Origin of the sequence: Arthrobacter sp. CAN_A6, from assembly GCF_015751715.1 — a bacterium.
GTDB lineage: Bacteria > Actinomycetota > Actinomycetes > Actinomycetales > Micrococcaceae > Arthrobacter_D.
The window spans coordinates 26,352-41,598 of sequence record NZ_JADOUV010000008.1 but is presented as its reverse complement, the minus strand read 5'-3'; the positions used below and the strand labels follow the sequence as shown (position 1 = coordinate 41,598).

The 15,247-nt window shown below is 61.0% G+C and carries 19 protein-coding genes and 1 pseudogene; 15 read left to right on the top strand and 5 right to left on the bottom strand.

Annotated features, from left to right (window positions below; all coding sequences use genetic code 11):
• Window positions 1-142: 142 nt before the first annotated feature.
• Window positions 143-826, top strand: a complete 684-nt coding sequence (locus IWX75_RS13405; RefSeq protein ID WP_196822754.1) for a histidine phosphatase family protein — start codon at window positions 143-145, stop codon at window positions 824-826.
• Between the two features lie 225 nt (window positions 827-1,051).
• Here the strand turns inward: IWX75_RS13405 and IWX75_RS13400 are convergent, their stop codons facing one another.
• Window positions 1,052-1,354: a helix-turn-helix domain-containing protein gene (locus IWX75_RS13400; RefSeq protein ID WP_196822753.1), complete on the bottom strand. Its 303-nt coding sequence runs from the start codon at window positions 1,352-1,354 to the stop codon at window positions 1,052-1,054.
• Window positions 1,355-1,419: 65 nt separating this feature from the next.
• Between IWX75_RS13400 and map the strand changes: the two genes are divergently transcribed.
• A complete protein-coding gene (gene map, locus IWX75_RS13395; RefSeq protein WP_196822752.1) occupies window positions 1,420-2,202 on the top strand; it encodes a type I methionyl aminopeptidase in 783 nt (260 codons plus the stop codon).
• 112 nt (window positions 2,203-2,314) lie between these two features.
• Here map and IWX75_RS13390 read toward each other — a convergent pair whose 3' ends face one another.
• The gene (locus IWX75_RS13390; protein WP_196822751.1) at window positions 2,315-3,211 is read right to left on the bottom strand and encodes a LysR family transcriptional regulator ArgP; all 897 of its coding nucleotides are present in this window, start codon (window positions 3,209-3,211) and stop codon (window positions 2,315-2,317) included.
• Between the two features lie 68 nt (window positions 3,212-3,279).
• Between IWX75_RS13390 and IWX75_RS13385 the strand changes: the two genes are divergently transcribed.
• The 6 genes and pseudogenes from IWX75_RS13385 (at window position 3,280) to IWX75_RS13360 (ending at window position 9,031) form a co-directional block, all read left to right on the top strand.
• Window positions 3,280-3,909, top strand: coding sequence for a LysE/ArgO family amino acid transporter (locus IWX75_RS13385; protein ID WP_196822750.1), 630 nt, complete (start codon window positions 3,280-3,282; stop codon window positions 3,907-3,909).
• Window positions 3,910-4,137: 228 nt separating this feature from the next.
• A complete protein-coding gene (locus IWX75_RS13380) occupies window positions 4,138-5,094 on the top strand; it encodes a manganese catalase family protein (RefSeq protein WP_196822749.1) in 957 nt (318 codons plus the stop codon).
• Window positions 5,095-5,368: 274 nt separating this feature from the next.
• Window positions 5,369-5,643: pseudogene (locus IWX75_RS13375) on the top strand (L-serine ammonia-lyase, iron-sulfur-dependent, subunit beta); the annotation flags it as partial.
• Window positions 5,644-5,715: 72 nt separating this feature from the next.
• Window positions 5,716-6,915 carry a pyridoxal phosphate-dependent aminotransferase gene (locus IWX75_RS13370; RefSeq protein WP_196822748.1) on the top strand — a complete coding sequence of 400 codons (1,200 nt, stop codon included), beginning with the start codon at window positions 5,716-5,718 and terminating at the stop codon, window positions 6,913-6,915.
• Window positions 6,912-7,877 (top strand): 2-hydroxyacid dehydrogenase, encoded by a 966-nt coding sequence (locus tag IWX75_RS13365; RefSeq protein ID WP_196822747.1) that lies wholly within the window; start codon window positions 6,912-6,914, stop codon window positions 7,875-7,877. Before IWX75_RS13370 ends, IWX75_RS13365 begins: the two co-directional genes overlap by 4 nt.
• 524 nt (window positions 7,878-8,401) lie before the next feature.
• On the top strand, window positions 8,402-9,031 hold the full coding sequence (locus tag IWX75_RS13360) for a polysaccharide deacetylase family protein (protein WP_196822746.1): 630 nt from the start codon (window positions 8,402-8,404) through the stop codon (window positions 9,029-9,031).
• Window positions 9,032-9,090: 59 nt separating this feature from the next.
• Here IWX75_RS13360 and IWX75_RS13355 read toward each other — a convergent pair whose 3' ends face one another.
• The 3 genes from IWX75_RS13355 to IWX75_RS13345 are packed head-to-tail and all read right to left on the bottom strand — an operon-like array spanning window position 9,091 to window position 10,719.
• Window positions 9,091-9,513, bottom strand: a complete 423-nt coding sequence (locus IWX75_RS13355) for a hypothetical protein (protein ID WP_196822745.1) — start codon at window positions 9,511-9,513, stop codon at window positions 9,091-9,093.
• A complete protein-coding gene (locus IWX75_RS13350) occupies window positions 9,506-10,114 on the bottom strand; it encodes an Asp23/Gls24 family envelope stress response protein (protein WP_196822744.1) in 609 nt (202 codons plus the stop codon). Before IWX75_RS13350 ends, IWX75_RS13355 begins: the two co-directional genes overlap by 8 nt.
• The gene (locus IWX75_RS13345; RefSeq protein ID WP_334684344.1) at window positions 10,105-10,719 is read right to left on the bottom strand and encodes an RNA polymerase sigma factor; all 615 of its coding nucleotides are present in this window, start codon (window positions 10,717-10,719) and stop codon (window positions 10,105-10,107) included. The genes IWX75_RS13350 and IWX75_RS13345 overlap by 10 nt, the downstream gene beginning before the upstream one ends.
• Window positions 10,720-11,412: 693 nt before the next feature.
• Here IWX75_RS13345 and IWX75_RS13340 point away from each other — a divergent pair.
• From IWX75_RS13340 to IWX75_RS13310, 7 genes are all read left to right on the top strand, one after another.
• Window positions 11,413-11,934, top strand: a complete 522-nt coding sequence (locus IWX75_RS13340) for an Asp23/Gls24 family envelope stress response protein (protein WP_196822742.1) — start codon at window positions 11,413-11,415, stop codon at window positions 11,932-11,934.
• 238 nt (window positions 11,935-12,172) lie between these two features.
• Window positions 12,173-12,355: a hypothetical protein gene (locus tag IWX75_RS13335; protein ID WP_196822741.1), complete on the top strand. Its 183-nt coding sequence runs from the start codon at window positions 12,173-12,175 to the stop codon at window positions 12,353-12,355.
• Window positions 12,352-12,747: an Asp23/Gls24 family envelope stress response protein gene (locus IWX75_RS13330; protein ID WP_196822740.1), complete on the top strand. Its 396-nt coding sequence runs from the start codon at window positions 12,352-12,354 to the stop codon at window positions 12,745-12,747. The genes IWX75_RS13335 and IWX75_RS13330 overlap by 4 nt, the downstream gene beginning before the upstream one ends.
• Window positions 12,744-13,310, top strand: coding sequence for a DUF6286 domain-containing protein (locus tag IWX75_RS13325; protein ID WP_196822739.1), 567 nt, complete (start codon window positions 12,744-12,746; stop codon window positions 13,308-13,310). Before IWX75_RS13330 ends, IWX75_RS13325 begins: the two co-directional genes overlap by 4 nt.
• Before the next feature lie 127 nt (window positions 13,311-13,437).
• Complete coding sequence (locus IWX75_RS13320; protein WP_196822738.1) at window positions 13,438-14,058, top strand: hypothetical protein; 621 nt, start codon at window positions 13,438-13,440, stop codon at window positions 14,056-14,058.
• A gap of 115 nt (window positions 14,059-14,173) precedes the next feature.
• Window positions 14,174-14,347, top strand: coding sequence for a CsbD family protein (locus IWX75_RS13315; RefSeq protein ID WP_196822737.1), 174 nt, complete (start codon window positions 14,174-14,176; stop codon window positions 14,345-14,347).
• Between the two features lie 447 nt (window positions 14,348-14,794).
• Window positions 14,795-14,998 carry a hypothetical protein gene (locus tag IWX75_RS13310; protein ID WP_196822736.1) on the top strand — a complete coding sequence of 68 codons (204 nt, stop codon included), beginning with the start codon at window positions 14,795-14,797 and terminating at the stop codon, window positions 14,996-14,998.
• The last annotated feature ends 249 nt before the right edge of the window (window positions 14,999-15,247 follow it).

Below are 15,247 nucleotides of genomic sequence, written 5' to 3'. Positions count from 1 at the left end.
TCGAAGCCTACGGTTCGGGCAGCCCCTTGGGAATAGACCAAAGCCGTAGCGATCCGGGACCGCAGACCTCCTCGACAGGGACGGCATAGGCTCGGATCAGGGGCGGAAGCTTTCGGGAGACCAGCGGCAGTGAGGAGAATCGATGCAGCAGATACGGGCCGGCGGGACACGTTCCCGCCTGGTGTTGTGGAGGCATGGCCAGACTGAATGGAACGTGCTGGAGAAAGCGCAGGGCCATGCAGACATTCCACTTGATGCAACCGGGCGCCGGCAGGCAAAGCAGGCCGCGAAACTGTTGGCTACCTTCAAGCCCCGATTCCTCTGGTCCAGCGATCTGGAACGCGCCCGGCATACCGCCGCCGAACTGGCCCAACTGACCGGTCTGGAACCTGTGTTGGACAAGCGGCTGCGCGAATACCACGTGGGCATCCGGCAAGGCACCACCTTCGGCGAGTTCCGGCAGCAGCACCCGGACGTTCACAGGAAGTTCTTCACTGAGGAGAACTACCGGGTTCCGGGTGCCGAACTGCCCTCGGAAGTGAACCAGCGGATGAAGGCCGTGATGGTGGAGGCGGCGCTAACTCTGCGCGGCGGCGGCACCGGTGTGCTGGTCGGGCACGGGGCGGCCCTGCGCAGCGGATTGATGGCCTTCTTCGACGCCCCTGCCCACCTGCGCGAGATGTTCGCCGGCATGGCCAACTGCGCCTGGACCGTACTGGAAGAACACCCCGACCGCGGCTGGCAGGTCACCGACTTCAACGTCCAGACCCTGCCCGATACGTCTTTGACGCTGGCCGACGACATGCCGGCCGAGCACGACACATAGGACCAGACCGGGACCGCTGCGCTTGCAAATCCGTGTTCACGATGAAGTAGTGCCGGTGCGTTGAGCGGATAACCACCCTCCACTGGTCCGCCCTCAGCAGCGGGACACAGCCGACAGCACAGCAACGGACCAGACCGCGCGTGCGTCTCCCTACAGTCCGGCAGTATCCGCCTGCGCGCGTCGGAGCGCAGCGATGGTGTGTCGTCGGCCGACCAGGAAGAGGCTTTACGAGGCCAACCTTTCACGCACTCCAGAACCAGGGATGGCCGAGTCGAAACCCGGTTCAGGGGAGTTGATCTCGGCCCACAGCGCATCGAGGGAGAGGCCAAGGACATCGGCGACAGCAGCAATGGTCGAAAGTGCCGGGGTTGCTACGCGGCCCGTCTCGATTTTGCGCAGCGTCTCCGGTGAGACACCTGCCTCCAATGCAGTGTGAAGAATAGAACTCTCTCCCCTGGCACGTCGCAGGAGAGCGCCAAGGCGCTCACCACGTTCGATGTCTGCGGGGGTGTGCGGCAGTCTGACCATGGAACCCATTCTAATACCGGGATACTCTTACCGGTATAGTAATTGGATACGAGGAAGAGGTACCCATGATTGAGATCCTGACTCCCGCCGAAGTCTCCCGCGCGAAGGACACCGGCGCACTCGTCGCCAACATTCTGCAAACGATGAGAACCCGCAGCACGGTCGGTACGAACCTCCTGGATATCGACCGGTGGACCCAAGCCATGATCATCGAGGCCGGAGCACAATCCTGCTACGTCGACTATGCGCCGTCCTTCGGCCGCGGGCCGTTCGGACACTTCATCTGCACTGCTGTGAATGACGCTGTGCTCCACGGACTGCCACATGACTACACCCTCGCTGATGGAGACCTGCTGACGCTCGACCTCGCCGTATCGTTCCGAGGAATCGCCGCAGACGCCGCCATCAGTTTCATCGTGGGAGACTCGAAACCGACGGAGAGCGTCGCGATGATCAGCGCCACCGAACGTGCGCTGAGTGCAGGAATAGCCGCCGCCCGGCCGGGAGCTCGCATCGGCGATATCTCCCATGCCATCGGCTCGGTCCTCAGCGCGGCGGGCTACCCGATCAACACGGAGTTCGGAGGCCACGGCATCGGCTCGACGATGCACCAGGACCCGCACATCACGAACACCGGACGACCCGGTCGTGGTTACGAACTGCGCCCCGGACTACTGCTGGCACTGGAGCCATGGGTCATGGTGGACACAGCCGAACTCGTCACCGATCCCGACGGGTGGACACTTCGAAGCGCGACAGGCTGCCGGACAGCACACAGTGAGCACACGATCGCCATCACCACCGACGGAGCAGAAATCCTCACCCTACCCACGGAGGAGCAACCCTGAGCAAGGAGTGGTTCAGTCCGCGGTGCGTTGACCGGTTGAGATGACCAGGGATATTCACGACGCCGATACTCCCCCAACTGCTGTTGGCGACGCTGTCGTCCCGTTGGTTTCCCTAGTGATGAAGGAATGCTGTAGCAGTGGTGCGGACAGCGTCTGTAATAGCGTCCAGCAATGGTGAGGCAAGTTTCCATCGCTGCCAATACAGGTCGACATCGACCGGTTCATCGGAAGCCAATTCCAGAAGTCGACCGGTCTCGATCGCCTGAAGGCATTGCTGTTCGGGTAGCAATCCCCAGCCGAAGCCTAGAAGCACAGCGCGGACGAAATCATCGGATGTTGGAATGAAGTGGCGCGATGATTGAAGATCCTGCCGGGTAGAGGTACGAAAGAACTGATCCTGAAGGATGTCTTTCCGGTCGAAATTCACCACCGGCGCGTCTCTGAGAAGGGTGAGATCTGTGCTGCCGGAAAGCCACCGGTCATGGAAGGAGGGACTGCACACCGCACGGTAACGCATCACCCCGATCTTCTCGGAGGTGCACCCCTGAACAGGCGCAGCAATCGAGGTCACCGCCGCCATCACCTCACCTGAGCGCAGGAGAGATGTGGTGTGCTCCTGATCATCACGACAAATATCAAACACCACCCCAGTACTCTCCAGAAGCATCACCAATGCTTCCAGGAACCACGTTGCGAGACTGTCAGCATTCACTGCAAGAGAGATCGATCTTTTGCCTTGGAGGTAGAGGTTCTCGTTGAGCTCGCGTGCTGTATCCGTTTCGAGCAGTTGCATCTGACGTGCGTAGCGCATAACGACGTCGCCGGCTCGGGTTGTCGTCACGGGAGCAATGCGCTGTACGAGGATCTGGCCAGCATTTTGTTCCATCGCTTTGATCCGTTGAGATATTGCCGAGGGAGTCACATGCAATCGTCTGGCAGCCGCGTCGAAAGACCCCTCCTCTATGACGGCGACAAGTGCGTGGAGTTGGTCTCGCTGAAACGCTGTCATTAGCTCAGCTTACTCAGCATCAGAAAGGTTAGCTGTTCGTACTCAAAACCGGGCTCTAGGTTCGGAGCATGACATCACTTGATCCCGTTCTGTCCGTCCTGTCAGGACTAGGTATAGGCCTCGGCCTGATCGTGGCTATTGGAGCCCAGAACGCCTACGTTCTACGGCTAGGAATTCAGGGTACGAACCGGACTATCGCACCCGTGGTGCTGATTTGCGCCGTGTCGGACGCGCTTCTCATTATGGCCGGGATCGTGGGCATCGGTGCCCTGATCGAACGGGCACCGAGTGTCATCGTCGCCGTGCGCATCCTCGGCGCGGGATTCCTCATCGCGTACGGACTATTTGCAGCACGGCGCGCTTTTCGACCGGCGATGCTCGTGGTGCAGGAACGGGCAGCACACATCCCGACGAAAACGGCGATGGCAACCATTGTGGCCCTGACCTGGCTCAATCCCCAGGTTTACCTCGACACCCTGATCTTCCTTGGATCCATCGCCAACCAGCAAGGAGATCAGGGACGGTGGTGGTGGGGTGGCGGCGCCGTCGCCGCCAGTTTCCTCTGGTTTTTCAGCCTGGGATTCGGCGCGCGGCTTCTTCGCCCATTGTTCGCCCGCCCCACCTCCTGGCGGGTCCTCGACATATTCATCGCCATCATCATGCTCGGCCTGGGCATCCATATGGCAACCGGCTTCTGAGAGACACGGCCTAGTTCGACGTCGACTGGTTGATGAGGACTTCACGGCAAGTCAGTCGCTTTGCTACCCCGTCCGCGCTTTCTCAAGAGCGGATTCTTCACTGGCACCGCGAGGGGGCCGCCGCGGTCAGCTTCGCTGCCCCAGCCGCCATTTTTTTCCTTGTGGTGTCAGGGTAAGCGGTAAAGGGTGGGAAAGGCGGTTCTTTGCCGCCCTCTATTAGGAGGTCGTATGTTCTTCCACGTTCAGCAACTGATCAATGAGATCGTCCCTGACGAGCCGGATCCAGCCGCAGCGAATGCCCTGCAGGAGGGCCTGGGCGGGCAGTTCGGTGAGATGCGCACCATGATGCAGTACCTGTTTCAAAGCATGAACTTCCGCGGCGCTGCGGCGAAACCGTACCGCGACCTGATCCAGGGCATCGGAACCGAGGAGATCAGTCACGTAGAGTTGATCGGCACCACGATTTCCCGCCTCCTTGATGGATCGCCACGCTATCAGGGCAAGCTCGACGACCCGCTGGACACCCCGGGGGCAGGCGGGTCTATCCCGCTGAATCTCGCCCTGTCCGAGGGAAACATCCACCATTACCTCGTTGGAGCGCAAGGGGCGCTGCCGGTGGACTCGGCGGGCAATCCTTGGAGCGGCAGCTATGTCTACAACTCGGGAAATCTGCCCCTAGACCTGCTCTACAACCTGATGCTCGAGGCCACCGGTCGGCTGCAGAAGTGCCGCATGTACGAGATGACCGATAACAAGACGGCGCGGTCCACGATCTCGTACCTGATCGTCCGTGACCAGGCACATGAGAACGGGTTCGCCAAGGCGCTCGAGAGCCTGGGGGTGAACTGGAAGTCGCTGCTGCCGATTCCAAAGACGAACGCCGAGCAGTTCCCGGAGGTGAAGAAGCTCCTCGATCTTGGACTGCAGAGCAAGCAGTACACCTTCGATCTCAAGGGCCAGTCCGAAGCCGGGAAGATCTACCAGGGGCTCTCGCCGTCGAAGGACGGTACGAACCTTGATGCCAGCGAGCAGGCTCCCGAGGGCGTGCCCTCTGTCATCGCCCCCGAGCGTTTGGAAGAGTTCGCCCCCGGACTCGACCCGGAACTGCTGGAACTGATTCAGGCCACCGCCGACATGGAAATGGCTGACATCGACGAGATGTTCGGACCAATAAGCAAAAAGTAGCCGTCCGAAATCCGGACGATAGGTCCCGCCTTGCTAGGAGATTGGACCTATCGTCCGTTCCAGCTAGAAACTCGCACACCGGCAGTTTTCCGTGGAAAGCTGCCCTCCTATCGACGGTGGCGCCGGCCTTCTTCGGGAACGAGAATGCCGATTACCCGACCGGCGTAACCCTCGTCGGGCGCAGCCTCGAGCTGGTAGCCAAAGTCGGAGACGAAGAGGACATGCCGGCACGCAAGGCGAAGCACCCGAAACGATCGATACGACCACCGCACCCTGCGACCCCGTCGGCGGCTTCGTCCAAGTACTTTGCATTCAACGCAATGCCGCTGTGCAATGGCCAGCAACAAAGCCGGCAACGCAGCTAGGATCTCCCTCCGAGGAGACGGCATTCATCACGTCTCACTCGATCACGCTATCCGAACGAAGCGCGAAACCGGGGCCGACATGAAAAGCAAATACGAGGAAACATCCCATGGCGGCCTCGCCCTGCATCATCCCCTTCAACGTTGTCGAGTGTTAGGAATCCCCTTCCCCCGCAACGACGGATGAGTATATTCAAAGGCACAGCACCAACAATTACCGCAAAAATCTGAGAGCACTATTGATGAGGAGTGGAACAGTATGCAGCAACTAGCCCACCGACTTGACCGGCTAGGCACCGAAACTGCCTTCAGCGTCGCCCAAGCCGCAGCCGCCTGGAAGGTGAAGGGGAACACTGTATATCCCTTCCATCTCGGTGATATCAACATCCCGACGGCCCCTCATATTGTGGAAGCGATGAACCGGGCTATCGCCGACGGCTACACGGGCTACTGCCCGGGTCCTGGCATCCCACAGCTGCGTGAGGCCCTCGCCGAGGATCTCGGTGGTCGGCGAGGTGTCGAGTTGTCCCCTGACAATGTCGTGGTGATGACTGGAGGTAAGCCTGTAATTACCAAGTTCCTGCAGGCCGTCATGAACCCGGGCCAGGAAGTGCTCTACCCCAATCCCGGGTTCCCGATTTATGAATCCCAGATCGAGTACCTGGGAGGTAAAGCCACGCCTTACCGTTACCTGCCCACGAGTGAGGGCTTCGCTATCGATCTCGACCAGGTGAGAGCGTCGATCACCCCGAATACTGTCGCCCTCATCTACAACGACCTGCAGAACCCCATTTCGGCTGAGTCCACAACTGCTGAGCGGGAGGCCATCGCGCAACTCGCTCAGGAGCACGACCTCTGGGTGCTTTCCGATGAGGCGTACTTCGAAACGCGCTACGAGGGCGTTTCGAGCTCGATCGCGTCGCTGCCCGGCATGCTGGAGCGCACCGTCATCCTCTATACGTTCAGCAAGAAGTTCGCCATGACCGGATCCCGGCTGGGCTGCGCCGTCGCTCCGTCCGAGATCGCCAGAATACTCAGCACCCTGAACACCAACGATGAATCGTGCACGACGCATTACGTTCAGTGGGCTGGCATCCAGGCGCTCCGTGGCACCCAGGAACCTGTACAGCAGATGCTCGACACCCTGCGCCAGCGACGGGACGCCGCCTGTGAACTCGTGAACGGGATTCCCGGCATGCACGTCGCCGTTCCACAGTCGACGTTCTACCTGTTCCCTGACGTCACCGAGGTCATGGAGCGTCTGGGGTACACGGCAGTGGGCGAGTTCGCCTCCGCAGCCTTGCATGAAACAGGGGTTTCCTTCTGTACACGGGAGCACTTCGGTCGCCGGCAACCCGGCGAGGAGCGGCAGTACATTCGACTCGCGTACTCCGGCATTGAGGTCGCTGATATCCGTGAAGGCCTCGGCCACCTGCGCACATGGATCGAGACGGCATGAGTCGGATCTTCGTCACGGGACGTGTACCCGAAGTTGCACTCGAAAAGCTTCGCGCCGCGCACGAAGTCGACGCATGGACGGGCCCTGAATCGATCAGCCGCGAGGAACTCCTGACACGAGTGGCCGGGGCCGATGCGGTGGTGAGCCTACTCACCGAACGCATCGATGCTGAGCTCCTTGACGTCGCCGGACCGCAGCTCAAGGTGATCGCGAACGTCGCCGTCGGCTACGACAACATCGACGTACCAGCCTGCACCGACCGCGGAGTAATCGCCACCAACACACCCGGCGTACTCACGGAAGCCACAGCCGACATCGCGCTCGGCCTGATCCTCTCGGTGACCCGTCGGCTCGGCGAGGGAGAACGACTCATCCGCTCCGGCCAGCCCTGGAAGTGGGGCATGTTCTTCCTGCTCGGCAGCAGCCTGCACGGCAAAACCCTCGGCATCATCGGCATGGGCAGTATCGGCCAGGCCACCGCACGCCGAGCCAAAGCCTTCGGTATGGAAATTGTTTACCAGTCACGCAGTGCACTTGCCGCCGAAGTCGTTGCCGAGCTCGGCGCCCGGCGAGTCGACCTCGACGAACTGCTCGCAACCTCCGATGTCATCTCCCTGCACTGCCCCTACGGGCCTGCCACCCACCACCTCATCGGCGCCGAACAACTCGCGGCCATGAAGAACTCGGCCTACCTCATCAACACCGCGCGTGGGCCGATCATCGACGAAGCAGCTGTTGCCACTGCCCTTCAGGAGGGACACATTGCAGGAGCCGGACTCGACGTCTTCGAGAACGAACCAGATGTCCACCTTAGGCTGCTCGAGCTCGACAACGTGGCGCTCGTGCCTCACCTCGGCTCCGCCACCATCGAAACGCGTACTGCAATGGCGACACTCGCCGCCGACAACGCCCTAGCCGTGCTGGGCAACGAACCACCTCTCACGCCCATCAACGCAAGGTGATCGGGAAGTCGCCGTGAAGATTCACGCCGATCCACGCGCCAAGGCGCACCATCCGGAGCCGAAACGGTGACGCCTGAATCGTCCGCCGCGCGGTTCGAGGTGATCCGTGAGCATTGGTTTGAGCACGGCTCGGGGATGTGGGCCAGTGGCTGGTTGAGACACAAGACCGCGCTATGGGCGAGGCGTTGTAAGCTGCGAATGCCGGTCCTGGTGATCGGGGTCTTCATCCTTGCCTGCAGAGCACCTCGGCGCCTGTTCACTCTTATTGGTGCGCCGTGGGTTTGGCGTGTTCCGGCGAGGCGTCACTTTGAGGGAAGGGTCCTGGCTTGGAGCGCCGAACATTCATCAGTGCGATAGTCGCGGGCGTAAGTCTTGGCCTGGCAGGTTGTGCTCAGCCCGCCCGCATCCCCACTGACGCTTCACGGACCGCATCGCCCACACGATCACCGGTTCCAAGGTCCGTTTCCGCTCCGACACCGCTAGCAACGACACCGACGCCGACCCCATCGCCGGTAGCACCTGTTGTGACCAAAGTACCGCTACCGGCTGGTGTGATCACAGGCCTGCCCACCTCGGAACAAATTCTCGCGTGGACAGTCGACGACGGATCCGACAGCGAAGTCATCCGGCTCTACACCGAATTCGCTCGCACGCGCGGTACCCGACTGACCTTCTTCCTCAACGGCTCGTACCCGGGATGGGCGGAACACGCTGGGCTGCTCAGACCACTGGTGGCCTCCGGTCAGGTCCAGCTCGGAAACCACACCTGGTCTCACGCCGACCTCACCAGCCTCAGCGACGCAGGGATCGTCGGCGAGCTGCAACGAAACCATGACTTCATTGTCACCACATTCGGCGTCGATCCCCGCCCGTATTACCGGCCCCCGTACGGATACCGTAACGAACGGACCGACGCGGCGGCAGCCTCGATCGGCTATACCTCCCCCATCATGTGGTACGGATCGCTGGCTGACTCGGGCCTGCGCACCGACCAGGAAATCCTCGACCTCGCCAATCAATGGTTCCTACCCGCCCACATCGTGATCGGACACCTGAACTACCTCCCCGTCACGCGGGTATTCCCCCAACTTCAACAACTCATCACCGACCGCGGGCTGACTACGGTCACGCTGAATGACATCTTCCACACCTGAACCCGTCGGAACTAGGGTCTGAAAAACGTTTTACAACCCATCCTTTGCCGAGACGTTGACTAAAGGTCTGGACGTTCGGCATCTGCGAATGCGGGGGCGCCTTCAATGGACAGGATCGTGAGGTCGATTCTCCCTACAGTGAGCCCACTGCGTTGGATGGTTTCGGCAGCTATCGCCTGAAGTTTCTCGGCTAGACCCAAGGCTTGGTGACTGATGTCGGTGGCGATATCGATCTGCAGGTTGAGGACCCCGTCGGCGAGAGTGAGGATCAGCCCGTCACTGCTTGAGACCGTAGGTTCGGCGCTGTCGGGCCTGAGCCGCTGATGGAATGCCTTGGACGAGGAGACTTTCAGGCGTGTGAGGGTGCTGCGGATGGTGGGTTCCAGGCGTAGTAGCCCGGGCTCGGCCAGAAGCGCGACTCGAAGAGCGTCAGCGACGAGGTCAAGATCAACGACTCGAGACTCTGTGGACTTCTCAGACATCGTAAAGGTCCTCCACAACAATGTTGATCTGTTTCATGGTGATCGAGGTCTGGGCCTGGACGACGGTGCCAACACGTTCCCTGAGGAGGACCATGGTGGCTGGAATTTTTATGGTAGACGCTAGCGCCACTTGAAGGGTGATTCGGACGTCGTCCACGTCCACGGGATCTGTTGAGGCCGCTTTGAAACCCTGGGGACTGACGGTGCCGACAGTGCAGCGGCGTGCATGGACTCCGGGCAGGGTTGAGGCTGCGAACCGGATCAGGGACGTGAGAGCCTGTTCGCTGATGTCGATCGTCCCCAGGGGTGTCGTGGTCAGCGGTGCGCGTCGACCCCGGCGTATTTCTGCCCGGGCGACCATCATGATCGCTTCCCTGACGCGTTGACCTGGTTGCAGGTCCGGGTCCTCACGGTCGCGTTCACGCATCGACTCGGTTACAGAGGCCAGATGATGTAGTGCGGACCGGGCGTTCCGGCAGTCCTTGCAGGTGAGCTCGTGTGCTGTCGGGACATTGTCGATTGAAGCCCACAACTCATCGAGGTCCCGGCCACAGCCAAGGCGCGGACGATCACCCTGCACACGCTCTTCGTTCAGCGCCATGGTTCCATCCCTTCTGCCAAGTATCGTTTCGCCCGGGCGATGCGCCCACGAATTGTGCTCTCGGGAAGTTGCACGATTGCAGCGATTTCACCATAGGAGAAGCCGTGGACTTCACGTAGCAACCAGCATGCCCTAAGCCCCGGCGACACGGACTGCAGAAGATCCGCCAGGGCTTGCATCTGCGCCCGGTTTTCAACCTCCTGTGCAGGATTCATTGGAGGACCCGCACCAACTAAGGGTCGTTCTCCCGAGGCGGCCCCTTGCCCTGCTTGTCCCGCCGATCGTGTGGCCTGCTCGACAGCGTCAAACTCCGCCGTCGGGTCCGAGGGCCGGCGCTGACGGCGTCGTAGATCATCCAGGCACTTGTTGGTAGCCGTGCGGTACAACCATGGAATGAACGCCTGAGGCACGGTGAGATTCGGCAGGCTTCGCCACGCCGTGATAAAGGTTTCCTGCACGATGTCCTCGGCGTCCGAGCGATCATTGAGCATTCTCAGACACAGCCGATACACGCCTCCCTGATAGGCGGTGATCAGCCAGTCGAATGCCTCCAGGTCTCCGTCCTGGGCGCGAGCAACGATCGTCAGCTCGTCCAGGTCATCCAAGGACACCCCCCGGCCCCCATGCCAACCACCGGCTGGGGCGGGCAGAGGATCTTCTGCCGTGAGCGGTGGGGCTGAGTGACCTCGAGGGTCGGACAGGGATGTTTCCCTCGTAGCAGGTGTGGAACCGATGAGGGATCCCGGTGTGTCGGTCCCGGGCACGGGCAGATCCTCCAGCCCGGGAGCCAACGGTTCCCCGTTTCCGCCCTCTCCTTCATCTTCAGTTCGAGCCTCGCCAGGATCTCGGGTGGACAGAGGATCCTGGGGGGAATGGGAGCGTGATGGGCGACCAACATCCGAACTGGCCCCGGCAGTTCCCGGTGGACTGTTACGCACGAACTCATCACCGTATTCCGAGACGCGAGATCGAGACCCGTCGTTAGGCTCTGCCTGATCCACTCGGTCCCTCTCCTTTGTCTGAGATCCCTCAAGCTGCTAGCTCCGGGAGAGAGCATCGAATTTCAAGGGCATTGCAACTGGAACCTCCGATCAGCCTAAACGACTCCTCGCCCATACCCGTCAAGACCCCTCCCTCAAGGGTCCCCGCCCTGCTTGCCGCGAGCGACGCTCGGTCAGCGCCTCTGTGCCGCATGAATCGGCATCATGAAAAAATTGCGGCGACGGCGTGACGATTTCGAATGCCCAGCGTCTTTATCTGTGTACGCAACCAGATTCTTACGAGGAGATAGCACTCACATGGCAGATTTGAACAGCACAGCTTCCCACGCGGCCGCCGTCCCAGCTACCGGTGAGGAGCAGAAGCGCCAGGCCGCCCGGCAGTCCAAGGATGTAGAGCAGACCCGCCCGGTTGGTCCCCTGCAAACCGAGCAGGGCAACACCACCATCGCTGAGACCGTGGTCCAGAAAATTGCCGGCATCGCTACCCGCGAAGTTCCTGGCGTGTATGCGATGGGCAGCTCGGGACGCCGCGCGTTCAGCAGCCTCTCCGAGCGCATCCCCGGATCCCAGACCAACGTCAGCGGCGGCGTCAGCGTCGAAAAGGGCGAACGCCAGGCCGCGATTGACCTCACGGTCGTCGTGGAGCACAACGCCTCGATCGTTGAGGTAAGCCAGATGATCCGCCGCAACGTCATCCAGTCCGTTGAGGATGCCACTGGGCTCGAGGTCCTCGAGGTCAACATTAACGTCACCGACGTCCACCTGCCCGAGGATGACCGGAAGGACAGCAACGACCCAGGTCGCAGCGAACTCCAGTAACACCCCCGCAGCGCTCTCTCCCGGCACACCGTCTGCCAGAACCTTCCGGATGCCGTGTAGACATCCGGAAGGGTCATTTGTGGGCAGGTGAAGTTTGGCGCATTTACTGAGGCTGGTTAGGAGTTTCCCGACCAGCCTCAGTCGCGGACCACCCTCATCGCCGCGCTCTCAGCACTCGTTTCCATCAGATTTCTCAGTACCCGTTGTTCCTACGTTTGTTCTATGAAAGGCACCGATTATGAGCACGACAGCTATGGGCCTGTTAGCCGGTCTCGTCCTGGGATGGGCCGCTGCATTCGGCGGATTCGGGGAGTTCCTGACCGTCGCCGTATTCGGCGCCCTCGGACTTCTCATCGCCCGCGTCATCGACGGCAAAATCGATCTGGGCGCCCTGACCGGACGTTCAAGTACCCGCCGATGACGGCATCACCTCAGTCATCCCCGTCAGTTGACGCAGCTGATCGAGGCCGGCTGACGATCTCGGAAAAAGCGATCGAGAAGATCGCCGGCCAGGTTGCTGTTGAAACTCCCGGCGTCCACGGAACAACTGGGGGTTTCCTTGGCATCGGCACCCGCGATAATGAAGACACCCGCCCCAAAGTGAAGGTCCAGCTCCACGGCCTGACTGCGTCCATCCACGTCCGGGTCGGCATCCGGTACCCGGTGCCTTTGCGGGCTACAACCGAGCGCCTGCGCGAGCAGATCCGCACCGAGGTCAGCGCCCGTTGCGGCGTCGATGTGCGGCAGGTCGATATCGACATCGACGCCCTGGTCAGCGATACGAACACCAATGGTCGAAGGGAACTCCTATGAGCCCGAGTGCACGTTCACAGCCGCTCCGCCGTCGCTCCAGCCGGACCGTCCCGGCGACGATCACATCCCTGATCCTTCTGGCTCTAGCGGTTACGGGTGCGTGGGTGGGCATCAGCCGCCTGATCACCGGGACATGGCCGAGCTTTCTGGCGCCCATCCGCCAGTCGCTCTCCGGGCTCACCTGGGCGAGCCCTGCAATATGGACGGCTGCGGTGATCCTCACCATCGTGGGTCTGGTCCTGTTCCTGGCCGCGATCCTGCCCGGTAAACACACGACCCTACGGTTGCGTGGTCCTGACGGAGCCGATTCCCGGTCCGCCGAAACGGTCATCAGTCGTCGGGGGCTGGCGAAAATTGCCAGCACGCACCTGGACCAGGCTGACGGAGTCGATTCCGCATCCGTGACAGCCACAGCCCGGAAAGTCACAGCCGATGTCCGTACTCCCCTGCACAATGCGCCCGAGCTCAGAGGGAAGCTGCAAAGCTCCCTCGAACGAAAATTCGACCAGATCGGTGTTGACCCCTCACCCCGCGTCACGGTACGGGTTAGGACAACCCCATGACCCACGCACCACAATTCGTCTCGGATCAGGCCTGCTTCCAGCACGGCGCATCAGGCCACGCGGGCGCACTGAGCATGCCGACCTCTGAGTTCGATGAATCGGTCGCACGTTACGAAAGGACTGTCCGATGAGGGAAACCGCAGGCAAGCTCAACCGGACATGGTTGGCTATCGTCGGGCTGGTGTCCTTGCTTCTCGGCGCCGCCGGCCTTCTTCTGGCCTCCGGGGCCGCATCCGGCCTCGCCGCGTCAACTGGCATCGGCGTGCAACCCGCTACCCCCAGCGATCAGGCCCTACCAGAAGGATTCGAGGACATCTTCGCGACGACACTTGCCGCAGTGATTGTCGCTGGTCTGGCCATTGTCGTTGGTCTGTTGGTGTTGGGGTGGTTGCTCGCACAGGTACCGAAACGCAACCAGGCCCGCACTTTCCGCCTGCACAGCGACGACGGCGTGGACGGGCAGACGAACTGCGAACCACGCGTCATCTCGGATGCTGTTGAGGTCGACGTCGAAAGGATTCCTGGCGTGAACGCCGCAACCGCCCTCCTGCGGGGAAGCGCATCCCAACCAGAACTGAACCTCGACATCAAGCTCGACCCGCGAGCTGATGTACGCAGCATTGTCGATCAAATCCACGCAACAGTCACCCCGAACCTCGAGACCGCCCTGGAAACACCTCTACGGAAAACGGCAGTCATCGTGAACGTGACGAACCGTCGAGGTAGCGACAAAACCGCAGTTCTGTAACGGCCACAGAGAAACCTACTTCCAGGGTGCGTATGTTCAGTTCAGGACCAGCCAGGAGCATTACTAGAATTCGGGCAACCAACCGGTTGCCCGATCACCAAAAAAGGAGATCGCCATGGGATTGGACGACAAGATCAAGAACGCCGCCGAGAAGGTAGCCGGCAAGGTCAAGGAAGGCCACGGCAACGCCACCAACGACGAGAGCCTGAAAGCTGAAGGACAAGCAGACCAGTCCAAGGCTGACTTCAAGGGAGCCGGCGAAAACATCAAGGACGCCTTCAAGAAGTAAAGCGCTCCCTCACGTCGGCGCCTCTGCCAGCCAGTGAGGATCAAAAAGCCCCGGCACTACCCACTCCTCGTTGGAGAACACGGTAGTGCCGGGGCTCGCTCTCTCATAGCCATCCACAGGTGGCTGAACCGCCAGGAACAAGCTCAGTGGTGCGGCAATCACTCGGGTCCGCCTCCGGCTCCGTAGGTGCGGTCGAAGCACCGGATCCTCTGAGCACAAAGGCCATGGCGGCAACCAACACACTCCGGAACTACCTGGAATCCCCACCGGGCTGCGAGGCACTGCCCTCGCCCGACCCGCGCTGGAGCAATACCAACCGCCGCCCAATCGTGACCGACACGAGCTTCAACCTGACCCATTCGTCACATCGGTCCAAGCACAATGAGTGCATCATCGGGGACTGGGCTGGGGAGCAACATGCAGCGGATCAAAGAAAACAAAAGGTTCATGCCATCGGCGTTCGCGCTCACCGCGGTGATCGTGTTCTGGATCGTCGGAGCCGCCGGCGGAATAGGATTCCTGCACGACGCGGAATCGGCGATGGCCATGCTGACCGGGCTTCACCTGATGCTCGCGGTGGTGGCCGTCTCGATCATCGTGACGGTGCTGGCGTTGATGGACCTGGTACACATCACCACTGCCCGGAAGTAGCGGACCGTCGCCTAGAAATGACTACTGAGGAAAGGAAACACGCTGCGAGTAGCCGTTGATATCTTCCAACCGACTCTTACCCAGCGATTGCTCCAACTGTTCCGCCCGCGGCACGGTCTCTAAAATGAACTGGTGCACCTACCGTGAAGCTCGCAGACGGCCGCGGTGCTGCCCAATTCGAAGATTTGAGATCGAGCGGCATCCCGTGATGGCTTACACCGGGTTCGCTCCGAACCGCGTTGTTCGATA